Here is a 17,032-nt window from a genome sequence, read left to right as displayed (position 1 = left end):
GCCCTGCACAGACTGCGATAGAAATCAGCAGTGATGTAAGATTGCCATCCTTTGTCGTCAGCCTTCGCTGGCGGTCCCACCAAGGATGAACCATGCGGCTCCCTTCAATCCTGTTGCTCGGCCTGTCCCTGGGGCTGGGTGGCTGTACCTTCGTGTCCACCCTCAAGGCCACCACCGTGAGCTACAGGGTGCCGGCCGATGCCGGTGAAACCGCGTTGATCCGCATCGTCGCCCAGGGCCTGGTGCGGGGTGCGCCCTACAGCGATTGTGTCGACTGGCGCAAGCCCGGCTCGGGGCTGATGGTCAGGCCCCATCGTGGCATTGCCAATCCCAACTTCCGCAACCTGCACATCCCCCTGTCGCCCGAGACCGACCGCATGCGCCGTCAGGAAGGTTTTGGCGCCAACGAGCTGAAACTCCCGGCCGGGCGGCCGTTCGTGTTCCAGTTCTACAACAGCGAAGACTCGGAATATAAGGACTTCCGCGCCGTTTGCGAGCAAAGCGTGAGCTTCGTTCCCGAGGCGGGGGCAACCTATCAGATGGTGTTTCTCCAGGACCAGATGTGCACCGCGCGACTGCGCAAGATCGATGCCCAGGGCCAACCGCTGCCAGAGCCGGTGCCGCTGCAATCTGCCGATTACTGTTCGCCCGATGCGCGGATGAGCGACTCCAGGTAAGGCGTTCAGTCGCGGTAGTGTTTGCAGATTTCCTGCCAGATATAGGCGCCACGAAAGCGCACCCAGCGAATCAACAGGCGGTTGCGAAAGGCCTGCCAGCGACTGAGGCGCCGTCGCTCCAGGCTTTCTGCGATGGCTTCGCGCAACCACTGGCGATCGAAGCACGACCAGATTTCCGGGATCACCGACATCAGGTTGAAGTAGCACACGGGCGCCACCTCGCAGTAGAGGATGCGCTCCACCTCCGCCCGGTCGTAGGCCTGGGTTTCCCGGGCGATATAGGCGTAGTCCACCTCGTTATCGACAAAGGCATCGGACAGCACCCAGTGCATGGCGTCCCGTTGTTCCGGGGTGATCGGGGGGAAGGCCTGGCTCGGGTTCGTTGCTGAGGGTGCGGCTTGGCTATCGCTCATAGGCTAGGCCGAAGGGCACACCGTTCAAGGTGTGGGTGCAGCAGGGGCAATCGGGGCTCATCGTTGCCGCATGCAGATCGGGATTGACCTTTTGCAGCAGGCCCTGGGCATCGACATACAAACCGCTGTAGAAGGCGCAGTGGCCAAGCCTCACGTAGTCCTGTTGCTGGTGTTCGTGCAGGGCTACCTGCCAGAAAATCGGTTCCTGGCGATCCAGCCGGCTCTTGGCCTCACTGAAGACTGGGTCCCACGGCTGGCCCACCCGGCTCAGCAGAAAACGGAACAGCGGGGTGTAGTCCAGCCCCAGGCGTTTTCCGGAGTGCATGCTGCCGCGCTGATGTTCCTTGGCCGCCAGAGCCTTGCTGTGGCGCTGCTGGGCATAGGACGGCTCATTCTTGTGGTTCACGCCCCGGGTTCGGGTGTTGACCTTGCGGTATAGGGGTTCCTTTTCCATACAACGGGCTCTTCCTGGCTGCCTGCGGTGGTGGATCTTACCTCGGCGCGATCATCCGTGTGGGGGCGCGGCCATCGGCATTGTGCTGGTAGATGGCTGTTGGCTGGCCCTCTGCCGAGAAGAACACCTGGCCGATGCCCGCTGAATTCCACAGCCGTTCCCCTGCTTGGGCATGCTCGGGCACATGGGGCATCACCTTCATGCGCCGGCGCTGGGTGAACCAGTTCAACGGCGAGCGCGGCGAGTAGAGCCAGCGGTTGAGGCGGTCGAACCATTCCAGCAGGGCGGCGGGGAACTCGTTCTTGATGCCGCTGCTGGTGATCTGCCAGATCCGCGGGCCGCCCTGGCGGTGGCGGATCAGCACTTCGTAGACGAAGGAATAATGCACGTCGCCGGAGAGAATCACGTAGCTGCCCGGGGTGCGCGAGTGGCGGAAGATATTCAGGATGACTTGGGCCGAGCCTGGGTGGGCCATCCAGTTTTCCGCGTCCACCAGCAGCGGGTAGCCGCACCAGCTGAAGACCTTCTGCACCGCTTCGATCAGCTTGACGCCGAAGACCGGTGCCGGCGAGACGATGATCGCCGAGGGGTGATCCAGCAGTTCTTGCTGCAGTTCGCTCAGGGCTTCCCAGTCCAGCAGGCCGGAGGGCCGGGCCAGGTTGGACTCGCTGCGCCAGCGCCGGGTGCGGGTGTCCAGCACCACCAGCGCCGGGGTGCCGGGCAGCACGTATTGCCATTGCTGGAAGCCCAGCAACTGCTCGATCAGCTTGTCTTGGGCCGGGCAATCCAGGGTGTGTTCAGGGCCTTGGGGGGGATGGCACAGGGCGCGGGTTTGCTCCAGCAGTTGGGGGAAGGCATCCGGGTTGTTGCCCCAGCCCTGGCACAGCATGTACGCCAGCAGGGCATTGCCGATGATGCGCTTGGAGAAGGGGGGGCCGTAGGCGGTTTGTTCCCACTGGGCGCTGAGGTTCCAGTCATCGGTGATGTCGTGGTCATCGAAGATCATCAGGCACGACAGATGGGCGAAGACCCGCGCTGCGCCGTTCAGGTCCCGGACAAAACCTTCGATGCGTTGTTGCTCACGGGTGTATCGCGCTTGCTGTTCCGGGGGCAGCTGTGGCGCCTGCGGGGCGATCAGGCGCCAGGGCACCGGCGACCACACCAGCAGGTACATGGCCAGCACCTCGGCGAATGTCACCAGGTGGTTGTCGGCATTGCTGCTGGTGAAGATGGGTTTCTTCACCCCACCGAAAAAACGCTCGCGCAGGGTTTCATTGCTCTTCAGCGCCGGGAGCAATTCGGCCCGTCGGTAGTAGCTGGCGTCGTGGCGATACAGCGCCTGGCTGTCGGCCACCACGGCGCCGTCCAGCTGTTCGTCGAACAGCCCCAGGCGCTCGATCAGCGCATGAATGGCCCGCAGCATGGGGCCGGCCACATCGTCGGCGTAGACCTGGTCGCCGCTCATCATCAGCAAGGCCGGGCGCTGCCGGGGTTCGGTTGTTTGCGCCAGCAGGCGGTCGACACACAGCAGGCCGTCATTGGACGGGTGGTGGGGTTTGCGGCAGGAACCGTGGAGCAGGTTGTCGATACGGCTGTGGAGCACGAAATCCGGGGTTCCTGCAGGAACATACAGCAGGTGCGGGGCCCAGTTGGCAATGGCTTGGGCGCCTGCTTCGGCGTCGTTGATCAGCAAGTCGTAGGCAATCGGCACGTCCTGGGGCAATGCATCGTCCAGTGCCACATCGATCAGATGGATAAAGGCATGGCGCCCGACGGGGATGACCTGGCATTGCTGTGGGTCGAGGGCCAGCTCCAGAGTCGGGCTGCCGGCGGGCATCAGGCGCAGGGTCAGCGGTAGTGCCCGCGAGCCCACCAGCCACAGCACCAGGCGCCTTGGTTCCAGGCGGCGCAGCATGGGGCCGGCGAGAACGGCGGGCAGGGCGGCAGCGGGTGTGATCGGGGGCATGTGCTACGGGGTCTCTGGCGATTCAACAGGGCGCGGAATAGTAGCGCAGCCGATGTTGAAGAAACGTCGGCTGGAGGCCTGAGTGCGGCGCTTTTGTATCTGATTATTTGCTGGCGCTGGCCATCATCACCCCGAACCCGAGGAAGGTCGCCCCCGATAGTCGGCCGACCATGCGCGCGCCCTTCTGGCTGCCCAGCCAGCCCCGGGCGCTATTGGCCAGCAGGGCGTAACCGCTGTGCACAGCCACCACCAGCAGGCTGTAGGACGCCACCAGCAACAGGAACTGGTGGTAGTAGTCGTGCTGATGCTGGATGAACTGCGGGAATACCGCGAGAAAGAAGAACCCGGCCTTGGGGTTGAGCAACTGGATCGACAGCGCTTCGACAAAGCGCCGCCAGGGCTGCGCGGCACTGGCCTTGAGCTCGGGAATGAAACTGCGGGTGCGCCACAGCTTGATGCCTAGGTAGAACAGGTACAAGGCGCCGAGGTACTTGAGCAGGGTGAAGGCGGTGGCCGAGGCGGCTAGGATCAGGCCCAGGCTGCTGGCGGAAATGCCCGCCACCACAAAGGCGCCCAAGGCGATGCCGAAGATGCCCGGCAAGGCGCCGGCCCAGCCGTGGCGCAGGGCATTGGATAGGGTCAGCACCACGCCTGGGCCTGGGCTGAGAATGGTCAGGGTCGCCAGCAGCAGGAAAAGCCCGTAGTTGCTCATGGAGTGCTCCGTAACGGCTTGATGAAAGAACAGGCATGCAGCCTGACCGGCGGCGAATGGCCTGACAAACGCTTTTATTGCACCGCTGCTGTGCCTAAATCAGAAGCATCAAGCGGCTGGTTGCTCAGGCATCCTTGAGCTACAGCGGCTGCCGAGTTGTGTGCTCTAGGGCATCTTGCTGAGCCTGCTCCAGCATCCACTGGATAAACCCCTGGGCCTCGGGTGCGGCGTCTGCGGCGAGTGCGTAGTAGTAGCGGGGCAGTGGTTGGCGCAGTTCCGGCAAGGGGCAGACCAGGCGGCCGCTGGCCAGGTCCTTCGCCAGCAAGGAGGCGGGACACAGTGCTAGTCCCAGCCCGTCGACGCAGGCCTGGAGCACTAAGTGCATATGGTCGAAATGCAGGGTTGGCGGGTTGCGCAGCGGTTTCAGGCCACAGTGCTCCAGCCACCTCTGCCAGTCGCTGGCGCGGGTGCGGCTGACCAGCAGGCTGTGTCGTGTCAGATCCTTGGGGCTGTCCAGGGCGGTGTCCTGCAGCAGTGAAGGAGCGGCCACCAGCAGGATTTCATCCTCCAGCAAGCGCTGCGGCTGCAATGTCCGCGACCAGCCAGAATGCCCGCGGCGGATCACCAGGTCGAAGGTTTCACGGGCCGGGTCGGGAAGCTGGGTGCTGGTCACAACCTCCGGCTGGATCTGCGGGTACCGCGCCATGAACTGCGGCAAGCGGGGAATCAGCCAGCGCACCGCGAAGGACGGCCGCACATTGATGATCACCTTGCGCAGGGCCGCGCCGCGGCGCAGCGAGACCGCAGCATTGGCGATCTGGCTCAGGGCCAGGCTCACCTGTTCATAGAACGCCTGCCCGGCCGGGGTGAGTACCGACTGGCGAATGCGCCGCTCGAACAGTAGCACCCCCAGGTGTTCTTCCAGCAACTTGACATGGCGGCTCACCGCGCTGTGGCTCACATGCAGTTCTTCCGCTGCGCGGCTGAAACTCTCATGGCGAGCGGCGGCGGCAAAGGCGCGGACGGCGTTCAGGGGCGGCAGGTCAGTGATCATGTGTCTAATTTAGTCACATATGTGGCGTAATTAAAGCGTTTGTCAGTGCCGTCACGCTGAAAGCTGTTCGTGACCTACCGGTTTGCCTGCCATGCTCGATACTGCTGCCCGCACCACCGATAAAGCCTCGGCCCGCGCGCCTCGATCCTCAGCCTGTGCCTGCCGGTGGCATCTAAGGAATGGGTGTATTCGCTGGCGGCCGGGTGTTTGGCGCGGAGTGTGTTGGCGTGCAAGGAAAGGCGGATTCTTCGCAAGAGGGCAAGCAGGTGCCTTGTGTTACTGGCTGTTTGAGGCCTAATTGCATACGACGCCGATAGCGTAGGAGCGAGCTTGCTCGCGAAGAACCAGAGCGCGCCGCATTTTTCCTGTGAACGGGCGTTATCGTTGACGTCCATCGCGAGCAAGCTCGCTCCCACAAGCCTCAGGCCGAGGCTTTATGTTCTTCGCCGCGCTCCACGCTTTGCGGCTGGCCCTGTTCGATCACCCAGCGCAGCAGATCGGTCACCGAGACCCGGTGCTTGCGCTCCACCCATTCCATGCCCTCGGGGCTGTAGTGCTCGCTGTAGCGGGTCAGCACCAGGTGGTTCTGGTCGTCGGACATGCGCAGGCTGACCTCGCGACAGTGCAGGCTGGCATCGCCGAGCTTGGTCACTCGTTGCAGCAGCATCAGGGCGTGTTGATCGGCGGTGGACATGGGCAGCTCCTGCGTGGCGATAGACGCTGGGGCCGGGGCGGTCTTGATCAGGTGCATGGTCAGGGTTCTCCAGCAAGGGAAGGCCCATGCTGGCAGCTGAACCTTGCGCAAAGATGTCTGCTTTATTGCGTGAGTGAAGGTTTGTTACTGCGTTGAAATATATGACGCGGCGTGGCGAATGGTTTTAGATAATGGCTCTTTCCGACCTCAAGTGAAGCCGCTGGTGAGCCGTCTTTTGATCGTGGACGATGACCTTGAAGTCCTCGCTCTGCTGAAGAAATTCTTTGTCCAACAGGGCTATCAGGTGGCCGTGGCCACTGATGGCGCGTCGTTGTGGGCGACCCTGGAGCGCGAGGCGCCGGACCTGATCATCCTCGACCTGATGCTCCCCGGTGACAACGGCCTGGCCCTGTGCCAGCGCCTGCGCCAACAGCACGCCACGCCGGTGATCATACTCACCGCCATGGGCGAGTTGAGTGATCGGGTGGTGGGTCTGGAAATGGGCGCCGACGATTACCTGAGCAAGCCCTTCGACGCCCGCGAGCTGCTGGCCCGGGTACGGGCGGTATTGCGCCGGGTCGGGGACAGCCGGCCGGTCAGCGGCGAGGTGCCGCGACCGCTGATTCGCTTCGCTGACTGGCAGCTGGACCTCACCCGCCGCGAGCTGCGCTCGCCGGACCAGGTGATGATTCCACTGTCGGCGGGGGAGTTCGACCTGCTGCTGGTGTTCGTCGAGCACCCGCAACGCATTCTTACCCGCGAGCAGTTGCTGGACCTGGCCCGGGGCCAGGCCCATGACGCCTTCGATCGCAGCATCGACGTGCAGGTCAGCCGCTTGCGGCGCAAGCTGGAATTCGATACCAAGCGCCCGGCGATGATCCGTACCGTGCGCAATGGCGGTTACCTGTTCACCCCCAGCGTGACCCGCCAGTGAAGCTGATCAAACCCTTGTGGCGCTATCGCCTGCGCGACACCGTGGCGCGCTGGATCGCCCTGACCATCATCATGGCCATGCTCACCGCCCTGGCCTTCAATGCCTTGTTCGTGCAACTGGCCGGGGTCTGGGCCTATCCGCCGCTGGCGGAAACCGGGCTGCTGGAAAAGTCCGCGGCCATCGTGCGTCTGATCGAGGCCTCGGAGCCGGCGCAGCGCCCGCGCCTGGCGGCGGCGGTGAGCAATGAGCACCTGAGTATCGTCTGGCGGCCGACACGCCAAGGCTTCGACTTGCCCGCGCTGAACGATGCGGAGTACGCCAGCGGCTCGGAGGGCTTTCGCACCTTGCTCGGCCCGCCGCAGCGGCATATCGAGGCTTATCAGCCCAGCGATTGGCAGGGGCCGGACGGACGCTATGCGCTGCTGCTGCAACTGACCGACCAGTCCTGGCTGATGTTTTCCTCGGCTTCTCGCAGTTGGGGGCTGGAGGAGGGCGCGCGCAACTTGATCGTGATCGTCCTGGTATTGATTTCCACCGGCCTGGTGGCCTGGATCGCCACCCGGCGCCTGGCCCGGCCGCTGCAACAGTTCGCCCAGGGCGCGCGGCGTTTTGCCGTGGATTTTCGCGCCCCGCCCATCGAGCCGGTGGGGCCCCATGAAATCCGCCAGGCGATCCTCGCGTTCAATGCCATGCAGGCGCAGTTGCAGCACTTCATCAAGGACCGCACGCAGATGCTCGCGGCCATTTCCCATGACCTGCGCACGCCGCTGACGCGCATGCGCCTGCGGGGCGAGTTCATCGAGGATGAAGATCAGCAACAACGGCTGTTCCGTGATGTCGATGAGATGCAGGCGATGATCAACTCGGCCCTGGAGTTCTTTCGCGACGATGCGCGGCTGGAGCAGGCCACGCATTTTGACTTGGCGGAACTGTTGCAGACCCTGGTGGATGACTACCGCGACCAGTCGATTCCCATCGCTTTCAGCGGACCGTCGCGCCTGGTGTATTGCGGGCGACCCCTGGGGCTCAAGCGGGTGATGACCAATCTGCTGGATAACGCGATCAAGTACGGCGCACAGCCGGCCATCGTACTGGAACAGGGGGCCGACCAGGTGCGGGTGAGGGTGCTGGATCGTGGCCCGGGCATTCCAGCCGAAGCGCTGGAGCAGGTGTTTGCGCCGTTCTTCCGCCTGGAGACGTCACGCAACAAGAGCACCGGTGGTGTCGGCCTGGGGTTGTCGGCGGCGCGGGCGATCGTGCGTGAGCACGGTGGCGAGTTGTGGCTGATCAATCGTGATGGCGGTGGCCTGGAAGCGCGGGTGCAATTGCCGCTCTGATTGGCCGGCCCTCACCACACTGGGGCATACAGGTTCTGCCCACGGAAGCCATCCTGCATTTGCAGGATGGCCTGCACCTGCGGGCATCGGGATACTCGATCAAGCCTTGCCGCGCTCTTTGCGCGCACCCTCGCCGCATCCGATAACAACAAGAACGGTGGGCAGCATGCAGACAACCCCGCAGATCCGCGCTGACTTCACGCGCTATCAACCCAACCTCCGCCCCCAGGCGCCGCCCTGAACCCGGTTTCACTATCTGTTCGATCCTGTGCCTCTGCGCTCACTGTCGCGAGCCGCTGTTGCTCGCTCCAAGGAAAGGACCAGCCCCATGATCCGCAAATCTTCGATTCTGCTCGTCGCTGTTCTGCTGACCTCTAGCCTGGCTCTCCAGGCCAAGGAGTCACTGCAACCCTACCTGGCGCCCCAGGCTCTGGAACTGGCGGTATTCTTGCCGCCACCACCAACCGTCGGCAGCGCCGAAGACCGTGAGGATCTGGCTGCGGTGCTGCAGGTGCAGCGCCAGCGCACGCCGCAGGAGGTGGAGCGGGCCAAGCGTGACGATCACCTGAGCGATGCGGTGTTCCCCTTTGCCGGGGAGATCTTCGGCCCGCGCTTCACCCTCGATCGGCACCCGCACACCGCGCATTTTTTCCGTCGTACCCTCAAGGACCTGGTGCAGACCCTGATGCCGGCCAAGGCCCACTTCGCCAGGCCTCGGCCTTATGAGGCGAGCAAGGAGGTGCAGCCGATCCTGCCGCCGCCCATGGGCGAGTCCTACCCCAGCGGGCACACCATGGACGCTTACCTGACCGCCATCTTGCTGGCGCGGATGGTGCCGGAAAAGCGCGACCCGCTGTTCGCCCGGGCCGCTGCCGCAGCGCAAAGCCGGGTGGTTGCTGGCGTGCATTACCCCACGGACCTGGAGGGCGGACGCATTTCAGCTGTGGCCCTGGCCGCCGAGCTGTTGCACAACCCTGCGGCCCTCGATGACTTCAACCGGGCGCGGCGCGAAGTGCGCGCCACCCTGGCTCTGGATTGATGCCTCTTGCCTGGCTGCTGCCGCACGCAATCTGCTGCGGCAGCGGGGCTGTTCTCAGGACCAGTCGAAGCTGAACAGCACCAGGCCTTCCACCGGCTCGTAGAGCATCACCACCCGGTCGGCGCCGCTGATGCCATAGTGGTAGGCCGGCACGCTGAGTACGTGCTGGAAGCGTCGGCCCGCCGGGCTCAGGGGCCAGACGTCGCAGCAGTCATCGCCGTCTTCGACGACGTCCATGGGGAATTCCACGGTTTCCACCCAGTTGCCGTAACCCTCCGCCACACCGCCCATTTCTTCTATATAGGTCAGGCGCTGCTTGTCGTCCTTGGGCCAGGTCAGGTAGCCCAGGTCTTGATGGCGCTGGCGCGCGATCAGGTAAGCGGCGTGTTGCTTGCGGTAGTAGTGCTGCAGGTTGGCGCGCTGGTTGCGTCGGGATTCGGGCAACTCGGCGTTGTCGCTGTGAAGGAAGAAATAGCGCGGGCTGCCACACAGGCGGTAGCGGCCATTCTCGATCTTGAAGCCGATCCAGTTGGTTTTCAGCAGCTCGCTGCCGAATTCGTAGTCGTCGGTCAATTCGCCCACCAGCCCCTCGTCGGGCTCGATGGGGCTCAGCAGGTGCAGGCGCCCGGACCACTCGGGATTGATCAGGTTGGCATCGAAGGACAGCAGCGGCAGCAGGTGCTCGGCCAGTTCCTGCTGGTCGGCGACAAACAGCTCGCGGGCGTCGGGGTAGGCAATGGCGCCTTCAGGCAGCTGGGTGAAGTTCGGGGTGGCAACTGTGGGCATGAAGCAGTCCTTTGAGGCATGGGCCGGTACGTGGTGCAAACGGCTCTGGGGTCAGGTGTGGCGATGACGAAAGTGGCCGGGGGTGATGCCGACCACTTTCTTGAAGGCGCGGGTCATGTGGCTCTGATCGAAGAAACCACAGTGAATCGATGCCTCGGTGAGGCTTATGCCGCTGCGCAACAGGTTCTGGACCCGGGCGATGCGGCGTTGAATCTGATAGCTGTGGGGCGAGATGCCCAGGCTGTTCTTGAACACCCGGATCATGTACAGCGGCTCCAGGTTCACTTGGGCGGCCAGTTGCTCCAGGGGAATGTTCTGCTCGCACTGCTCGTCCAGGCGCTGGCGGATACGCTGCACCGCCTCCCGCTCCTTGGCATCCGTGGCCCGCAGGCGCACCCCGTTTCTCTGGAACAGCTGCGCCAGCAGTTCCAGCAGGATGGTTTCGCGCTCAAGCGCGGAGTCGGCCTGTTCGATCAGTTGATGCTGCTGCAGGAACCAGCGGGCGAAGCTCGGGTCTGCGCCCAGCACTTCGCGGAACAGGTGGATGTGTTCGCTGCCGAAGCGGTTGCCGAAGATCGCCCGGTTCAGCCACTGCGGGTCGATATAGAGCATGCGATAGACCCAGCCCTGGTCGCAGGCCTGGACGCCGTCGTGGATTTCGCCGGGGCTGATGGTCACCAGGCTGCCCTGGGTCGCCAGATGGTGGCTGCCGCGATAGAAGAGTTTTTCCACGCCGCTGCTGATAACGCCGACGGCGTAGCGTTCGTGGCTGTGGCGGCCGAATGATTGTCGACGATAGCGCGCCGCGAGCAACTCGCAGTCGCCTTCAGGTATGCGCCAGAACCGAGAGCAATCGCCGGTCGCGGGTGTCGCTGGGTTCTGGTAGGCGTCCATGACCGTGTCCAGTTTTATGCAATACGCAGAGAATGCGGGCCGATAAATTTAGCACCCCTTGAGTCATGCGAGCTAGACACGATGAGTGCGATAAAACTGCTGATAGGCGATTACCAGAAGTCATCCTGGTCATTGCGGGCCTGGTTGGTGCTGGTTTCGGCGGATGTGCCTTTCGAGGTCATCCAGATCCAGTTGGAACAGCCGCAGACCCGCGAGCGGATCCTTGCCTATTCGGCGTCGGGCAAGCTGCCGGTGTTGTTGCAGGAAGGCTTGGCGATCAACGACAGTCTGGCGATCTGCGAGTACCTGGCCGAGCAATACCCAGAAGCCCGGCTATGGCCCGAGGATGTTGGGCTCAGGGCCCTGGCCCGTGCCGCCAGTGCCGAGATGCACGCCGGTTTCATTCAATTGCGCACCCAGTTGCCGTTCGGCCTGAGCCGTGGCGAGTTGGCTCCGCAGTTGAGTGCGGAAACCGAGGAGCAGATCCAGCGGGTGTTTTCGATCTGGCGCCAACTGCTCGCGCGCAGCCGGTCTGTAGCGTTCCTGTGTGGTTCCTTCGGCGTGGTGGACGCCATGTTCACTCCACTGCTGCTGCGTTTCCTGCGCTATGGCATTGCCATTCCCGAGGACCTGAAACCCTATGCGGATACGTTGCTGCTGCATCCGCCGGTGTTGCAGTGGCTGAAACTGGCAGAGCAGGAAATCTGAATGTCTGGCATGCAAAGCAACAACCAGCTGCAGGCGGCTGGGGAAATGATGTCCAGCCATAGAGCGATAGTCGAGCTGACCCTGGGCGGGCTGATGCTCAGCCTCTCGGCGCTGGCGGTGGCGTTCGCTCATATCGGCGCCGGCGGGGCCGGGTTTTATCGGATGTTGATCGCCGCGCTGCTGTTTTTCGGAGCGCTCAAGGTGCGGCGTATCCCGGTGCGCCTCAAGAGTGCCAGGGCGCAGTTGTACACGGCCCTGGCCGGAGTGTTCCTGGCCGTCGACCTGGTGCTCTGGCACCAGAGCATCTATATAGTCGGCCCGGGCATTGGCTCGATCCTGACCAACTGCCAGGTGTTCTTCATGACCCTGCTCGGCCTGTTCCTGCTCAAGGAGCGGCCGTCAGTGTATTTCCTGATTTCCATCAGCCTGGCGTTCGTCGGCCTGTACCTGTTGCTGCTGCCGGAAATGCGCGATGCGCTGGGGATCAAGGGCGTGGTGTTCGGGGTGTTGTCGGGGCTGGCCTACGCCGTGTGCGTGTATTTCCTCAAGGTCAACACCCAGTTGCCCGATGGCGGGGGCGACAAGCTGGCGCAGATGCTCAGCCTGAGTGTGTGGGCCGCTTTGGTGTTGCTGGTGTACGCCCTGGCCACAGGTGAAAGCCTGGCCATCGTTGATGGCCAGACCCTAGTGATGCTGGTGATCTACGGGGTAATGGTGCAGTTCATTGGCTGGCTGCTGGTCAATCGCTCCATCGGTGCCATCAGCCTCGGGCTGGCGGGGCTGATTTTGCTGCTGGAGCCGGTGATCACCTATTTCGTCGATGTGGCGTTGCTTGGCAAGACCAGCTCGCTGATGCAGATCGGCGGTGCCTTGCTCACGGTGTTGGCGGTGTATATCGGCTCGATCAAACCGCCGCAAAGGCGGCTGCCGCAGCCCGAAACGGCTTGAGCTGAATGGGGCGCCGGTCTTGCGACCTGCGCTCCGGGATCGGCCTCAGGTCCAGTCGTAGCTGAACAGCACCAGGCCTTCCACCGGCTCGTAGAACATCAACAACATGTCGGCACCGCTGATGCCGTAGTGGACGACCGGAACGCTGAGCGCATGTTGAAAGCGCCGGCCTGCCGGGCTCAGGGGCCAGATATCGATATCGCCGCTGCCATCCGTGGTGGTGATTTTGTCCATGGGGAACTTCGCACTTCCCACCCAGTTACCGTAACCGTCGGCCACACCGCCGATTTCCGCGATAAAGGTCAGGTGTCGTGTCGGTTCTCCGGGCCTGGTCAGGTAGCCCAGTTGCCGGTAGCGCTGGCGCGAGGCCTGGTAGTCGGCATTCTCCGTGGCGTAATGGCGTTGCAAATGGGCCCGCTGATTGCTGTGGGATTCGGGCAAGTCGGCATTGTCGGCGTGGAGGAAGAAATAGCGCGGGTTGCCACACAAACGGTAGCGACCGTTTTCGATCTTGAAGCCGATCCAGTTGGTTTTCAGTAGCTCGCTGCCGAAGTCGTAGCCTTCGGTCAATTCGCCCACCAGCCCCTCATCGGGTTCGATGGGGCTCAGCAGGTGCAGGCGGCCGGTCCATTCGGGGTTGATCAGGCAGGCATCGATCGATAGCAGCGGCATCAGGTGTTCGGCCAGTTCCTGCTGGTCGGCGACAAACAGCTCCCGGGCGTCGGGGTAGGCGATGGCTCCTTCAGGCAATTGGGTGAAGTGCGGGGTGGCAACGGCGGGCATGGAGCAGTTCCTTGGCTCGAGAGAAACGATCAATGCAGGGCTGCAGGTGCGGTACAAGCTACGGGAAAGAGACCGGGGTTCTGTTCGGCGTCCTGGTCCGATCTTGCGGCTACGCAGCCGTGGAGGGGCGCTGAATCTAGCATTTCCAGAGGGCCGGCTGCCAAGTGAAAAGGTACGGAAGGGCATAACCCTGCCTGGGATTGCGCCTCCTTACTGCGGCCTTCGAGGCTCTGCGCCCAGGCTCTCTGCCCTGGGCACAGTGTTCCGGCATGGATCTCAGGCCGACAGGGGCAACGGCCCGGTGCCAGTCTGCGCTACGGGTTGCGCCCGTTCATCCTCTTCCAGCACGCGAGAGGCGCGGCCCACCAGCAATGGGTCCGGGGCGTGGGCGACTTTCAGGTCCTTGCCCGGGTAGTCCAGCTCGTGCAGGAAATGTCGGATGCAGTTGATTCGCGCACGTTTCTTGTCGTCGGACTTGATCACCGTCCAGGGTGCGTCGGCGGTGTCGGTGTGGAAGAACATGGCCTGCTTGGCGGCGGTGTATTCGTTCCACTTGTCCAGGGACTTGATGTCGATGGGTGACAACTTCCAGTGCTTGAGCGGGTCGTCGCGGCGGGAGATAAAGCGCCGCAACTGCTCTTCACGATTCACCGAGAACCAGAACTTGAACAGCAGGATGCCGCTGTTGCAGAGCATGCGTTCCAGGTCTGGGGTCTGGCGCATGAACTCCAGGTATTGCAGTGGCGAGCAGAATTCCATGACTCGCTCGACCCCGGCGCGGTTGTACCAGGAGCGGTCGAAGAAGACCATTTCCCCGGCAGTGGGCAGGTGCTGGATATAGCGCTGGAAATACCACTGGCCGCGTTCCTGTTCCGAGGGCTTTTCCAAGGCGACGATCCGTGCACCCCGTGGATTGAGGTGCTCCATGAAGCGCTTGATGGTGCCGCCCTTGCCCGCGGCGTCGCGGCCTTCGAACAGCACCACGATGCGCTGCCCGGTTTCCTTGACCCAGTTCTGCACCTTGAGCAGTTCGATCTGCAGTTCGTGCTTGGCCTTTTCGTACTCGGCGCGGCGCATGCGGTTGCGGTACGGATACTTGCCCGGCAGTGCGGCCGACACGCTGTCTTCATTGGAACCGCGGGGTGCGCTGGCCACCTGCAGAGCCATGGGTTTCTGGCTAATGGCACTGATTTCGGCCTCGGGGGCCTTGGCCGCAGCGGCTTTGCTGGTGGCGGCCTTGCTGGGCGCACGTGGACGGCGTGGACGGGGGGCGGCGGCTTTGCGCGGGGCGCTTTTGCTCGGGGCGGCACTGGCGGCCTCGGCAATCGGTTTGGGCAGAGGCAGGGGCAAGACGCTGGATTCTTCACTCATAAGGGGGGGCCTGTGGGTCGTGTACGAATGTTCATTCGTCAGTGTATGGAGGCCTTTTGCCTGCTCCTTGATTTCCATCAAGGTTGTGCGTGAGAGAAGCCTGTAGCGGAGAGTGTCTACGGAATCAGTTCCTGCTGATGCGCGGGGCATGGCGGGAATCCAATGGGGTGTCGCCCCTGGCAGGGGGAGCGGCATTTCCTGGAACCTGCATGGAAGGATGCTGATTATGGATACCTATGCCGTTGTCTGTTCTACCCGCTGGCGGCTGGCCCGTCGGCTGCAAGGCTTGCTGTTACTGGTGGGGTTGAGCGCACTGGCGCAATCGGCGCTGGCGATCAATATGGCCTTCGATGGCTCTTGCGCCACCCAGGCCGACCGTACTGCGGTCAGCAATGCGGTGACGGTGGCCACCACCTGGTCCAACAACGCCTACAACCTGGTCAATAACAATGAAGCGCTGTTTCGCAACAACCAGGATCCGACTTACCTGACCTGGTTCGGTACTTTTAGTCAGGATCGCTACCAGCGAGTGCGCGCCGTACTGGACGGGGTGCGCTACAAGCTCAACAGCGGCAATACCCTGACCGCCTATTGCCGCACCAACCCGGTGGCGCCCTGCAACAATGCTAACGTTATTGCCGCCACCTATATCAATGCCCGGGGAGATATCGAGGCCTGGTTCTGCACCGCGTTCTTCGCCCTGCCGCCGCGGGTGGGCTTCGATACCCAGGCCGGCAGTGTGGTTCATGAACTGACTCACTCGATTGGCCACACCGTCGACGTTCCCGGTGGCTATGGTCCGGCAGGCGCGCGCAACCTGGCGACCAACAACCCGAGCCAGGCCGTGGAGAATGCCGATAACTACGAGTACTACGAGGAGCAGTTGTACGACTGAGTGCAGTTGCAGAAAGTGCCTGCGCTTCGTCGCTGACGGGGCGCAGGTCGATTGATGATCGCGCCTTTATATCTTGGTCCTGCCCGATGTCACGCCAGGCCAAGTTCTGCTGCGTGTTCTTTGGGCGCGCGGGGAAACAGCGGTACCGTCAACAGCGCACAGCAGGCGGCTGCCAGCCACACCAGGCTCCAGGAGTAGTGAGTCATTAGGGCAGAAGCGGCAATGGGGGTCGCGAACAGCACCACGAAGACGCAGGTATTGCCCATGGCCAGCGCCGTGCCGGCACGTTCGGCGCCTGCCAGTGTGGCCAGTTCGGTATAGGCAACCCCGTGCCAGGCCGACACGCTGATTCCTGCGATGATCATGGCCCCGATGATCAGGCTGCTGGCCAGCGGGGTCTGGTTGATGCCGAAGAAACTGACGGTCGATACCGTTGCCGCCAAGGCCAGAAAGGTCAGGCTGCACAACCAGGCGCAGGCCTTGAGGTAGCTGCGTCGGTTTCTGTGTCTGTCGGTCCAGCGTCCACTGTAGATTCTGCTGACGATCGCACCGATCTGGATGACCGCCAGCGTGGTGGAAACCAGGGTGATGTTGATGTTGCCAAAATCATGAAAGAACACCGCCGCATAGGTGAGGATGGCGAATTGCGGGGCACAGAGCAGGCCGATGGCCAGAACGATTCGCCAGACCTGCGGGTCTTGCAAGGGGCTGGTGCGGCGCTCCGGGCTCGGTTGTTTTGTCGTACGGCGGGAGAGGGCCGGCTCATGCAGCCAGAGCCAGGCAAATAGGGCTGCGGTCAGGCAGAACAAAGCGGACACCGTGAATACTTGGATAAAGCCGTAGGTGTGTGCCAGATAGGGCAGCAGCATCGCGCCCAGGGCATAGCCGCCTGGTACTGCGGTTTGCCGACGTTACCTTCCATCGCCCTGACGTTGCATCGACGAGAGGTTGATCCTGATCCGTTGACTGAGCGGCTGTCGAGCATTGTGATACAGGCCATCCGCAGTGAGATTGCTTACTGAGAGGAGGAGGGGGGTGGAGATTTTGCCTGGTGGATTTCGCGTTCAGGGGACGGCGGGCAAAGGGTAGAACGCAAAAATCCAAGAAGACCTGGTCTGGGGTCTTTGCTGTCTTGATGCTTTATAGGGGGTTTGGAGGTTTTTACAGTGGCAACCAAGACTCTTTGCTAAGGGGAAATAATTTCTAGGTGGGGGTTGACGGCCGATTTTAAGGCTGTATTATTCGCCTCCCGCTAACGAGAGATCGAAAGCGCAAGTGGTTGAAGTTGTTGAGAAAATCCTCGAAAACTTCTGAAAATAATCACTTGACAGCAAATGAGGCTGCTGTAGAATGCGCGCCTCGGTTGA

General features: G+C 62.7%; 18 protein-coding genes. 7 read left to right on the top strand and 11 right to left on the bottom strand.

The window, feature by feature from the left end:
- Positions 1–92: 92 nt before the first annotated feature.
- Positions 93–677 (top strand): hypothetical protein, encoded by a 585-nt coding sequence (locus J4P02_RS25980; protein ID WP_426195721.1) that lies wholly within the window; start codon positions 93–95, stop codon positions 675–677.
- Between the two features lie 5 nt (positions 678–682).
- Here J4P02_RS25980 and J4P02_RS25975 read toward each other — a convergent pair whose 3' ends face one another.
- The 6 genes from J4P02_RS25975 to J4P02_RS25950 form a co-directional block, all read right to left on the bottom strand.
- Positions 683–1,090, bottom strand: a complete 408-nt coding sequence (locus tag J4P02_RS25975; protein ID WP_426195719.1) for a DUF7079 family protein — start codon at positions 1,088–1,090, stop codon at positions 683–685.
- Complete coding sequence (locus J4P02_RS25970) at positions 1,080–1,544, bottom strand: hypothetical protein (RefSeq protein WP_426195717.1); 465 nt, start codon at positions 1,542–1,544, stop codon at positions 1,080–1,082. The genes J4P02_RS25975 and J4P02_RS25970 overlap by 11 nt, the downstream gene beginning before the upstream one ends.
- A gap of 37 nt (positions 1,545–1,581) precedes the next feature.
- Positions 1,582–3,510, bottom strand: coding sequence for an alkaline phosphatase D family protein (locus tag J4P02_RS25965; protein WP_426195715.1), 1,929 nt, complete (start codon positions 3,508–3,510; stop codon positions 1,582–1,584).
- Positions 3,511–3,613: 103 nt separating this feature from the next.
- Positions 3,614–4,222, bottom strand: a complete 609-nt coding sequence (locus J4P02_RS25960; protein ID WP_426195712.1) for a LysE family translocator — start codon at positions 4,220–4,222, stop codon at positions 3,614–3,616.
- Between the two features lie 139 nt (positions 4,223–4,361).
- Complete coding sequence (gene gcvA, locus J4P02_RS25955; RefSeq protein ID WP_426195710.1) at positions 4,362–5,276, bottom strand: transcriptional regulator GcvA; 915 nt, start codon at positions 5,274–5,276, stop codon at positions 4,362–4,364.
- 421 nt (positions 5,277–5,697) lie between these two features.
- Entirely contained in the window at positions 5,698–6,027 is a 330-nt protein-coding gene (locus J4P02_RS25950; protein WP_426195708.1) for a hypothetical protein, read from the bottom strand.
- Between the two features lie 166 nt (positions 6,028–6,193).
- On the opposite strand from J4P02_RS25950, the gene J4P02_RS25945 reads away from it, so the two are divergent.
- The 3 genes from J4P02_RS25945 (at position 6,194) to J4P02_RS25935 (ending at position 9,280) form a co-directional block, all read left to right on the top strand.
- A complete protein-coding gene (locus J4P02_RS25945) occupies positions 6,194–6,904 on the top strand; it encodes a response regulator (RefSeq protein WP_426195706.1) in 711 nt (236 codons plus the stop codon).
- Entirely contained in the window at positions 6,901–8,241 is a 1,341-nt protein-coding gene (locus J4P02_RS25940) for a HAMP domain-containing sensor histidine kinase (protein ID WP_426195704.1), read from the top strand. Before J4P02_RS25945 ends, J4P02_RS25940 begins: the two co-directional genes overlap by 4 nt.
- 328 nt (positions 8,242–8,569) lie before the next feature.
- Positions 8,570–9,280 (top strand): acid phosphatase, encoded by a 711-nt coding sequence (locus J4P02_RS25935; RefSeq protein ID WP_426195702.1) that lies wholly within the window; start codon positions 8,570–8,572, stop codon positions 9,278–9,280.
- Positions 9,281–9,334: 54 nt separating this feature from the next.
- Here the strand turns inward: J4P02_RS25935 and J4P02_RS25930 are convergent, their stop codons facing one another.
- Positions 9,335–10,066, bottom strand: coding sequence for a hypothetical protein (locus J4P02_RS25930; protein WP_426195700.1), 732 nt, complete (start codon positions 10,064–10,066; stop codon positions 9,335–9,337).
- 51 nt (positions 10,067–10,117) lie between these two features.
- On the bottom strand, positions 10,118–10,960 hold the full coding sequence (locus J4P02_RS25925) for an AraC family transcriptional regulator (RefSeq protein ID WP_426195698.1): 843 nt from the start codon (positions 10,958–10,960) through the stop codon (positions 10,118–10,120).
- Between the two features lie 81 nt (positions 10,961–11,041).
- Here J4P02_RS25925 and J4P02_RS25920 point away from each other — a divergent pair, with 81 nt between their 5' ends.
- Positions 11,042–11,668, top strand: a complete 627-nt coding sequence (locus J4P02_RS25920; protein WP_426195695.1) for a glutathione S-transferase — start codon at positions 11,042–11,044, stop codon at positions 11,666–11,668.
- 48 nt (positions 11,669–11,716) lie between these two features.
- On the top strand, positions 11,717–12,616 hold the full coding sequence (locus J4P02_RS25915) for a DMT family transporter (protein WP_426195908.1): 900 nt from the start codon (positions 11,717–11,719) through the stop codon (positions 12,614–12,616).
- A 45-nt stretch (positions 12,617–12,661) separates the two neighbouring features.
- Here J4P02_RS25915 and J4P02_RS25910 read toward each other — a convergent pair whose 3' ends face one another.
- Both J4P02_RS25910 and ppk2 read right to left on the bottom strand, forming a co-directional pair.
- On the bottom strand, positions 12,662–13,399 hold the full coding sequence (locus tag J4P02_RS25910) for a hypothetical protein (protein WP_426195692.1): 738 nt from the start codon (positions 13,397–13,399) through the stop codon (positions 12,662–12,664).
- A 276-nt stretch (positions 13,400–13,675) separates the two neighbouring features.
- Positions 13,676–14,566: a polyphosphate kinase 2 gene (gene ppk2 / locus J4P02_RS25905; RefSeq protein WP_426195906.1), complete on the bottom strand. Its 891-nt coding sequence runs from the start codon at positions 14,564–14,566 to the stop codon at positions 13,676–13,678.
- Between the two features lie 430 nt (positions 14,567–14,996).
- Here ppk2 and J4P02_RS25900 point away from each other — a divergent pair, with 430 nt between their 5' ends.
- Positions 14,997–15,665 carry a M35 family metallo-endopeptidase gene (locus J4P02_RS25900; protein WP_426195690.1) on the top strand — a complete coding sequence of 223 codons (669 nt, stop codon included), beginning with the start codon at positions 14,997–14,999 and terminating at the stop codon, positions 15,663–15,665.
- Positions 15,666–15,754: 89 nt separating this feature from the next.
- On the opposite strand, the gene J4P02_RS25895 is transcribed toward J4P02_RS25900, so the two are convergent.
- Positions 15,755–16,534, bottom strand: a complete 780-nt coding sequence (locus J4P02_RS25895; RefSeq protein WP_426195688.1) for an MFS transporter — start codon at positions 16,532–16,534, stop codon at positions 15,755–15,757.
- Positions 16,535–17,032: the final 498 nt, after the last annotated feature.

The organism is Pseudomonas sp. NFXW11 (assembly GCF_049887815.1).
Lineage (GTDB): Bacteria > Pseudomonadota > Gammaproteobacteria > Pseudomonadales > Pseudomonadaceae > Aquipseudomonas.
This window is presented reverse-complemented; position numbering and strand designations above follow the sequence as displayed.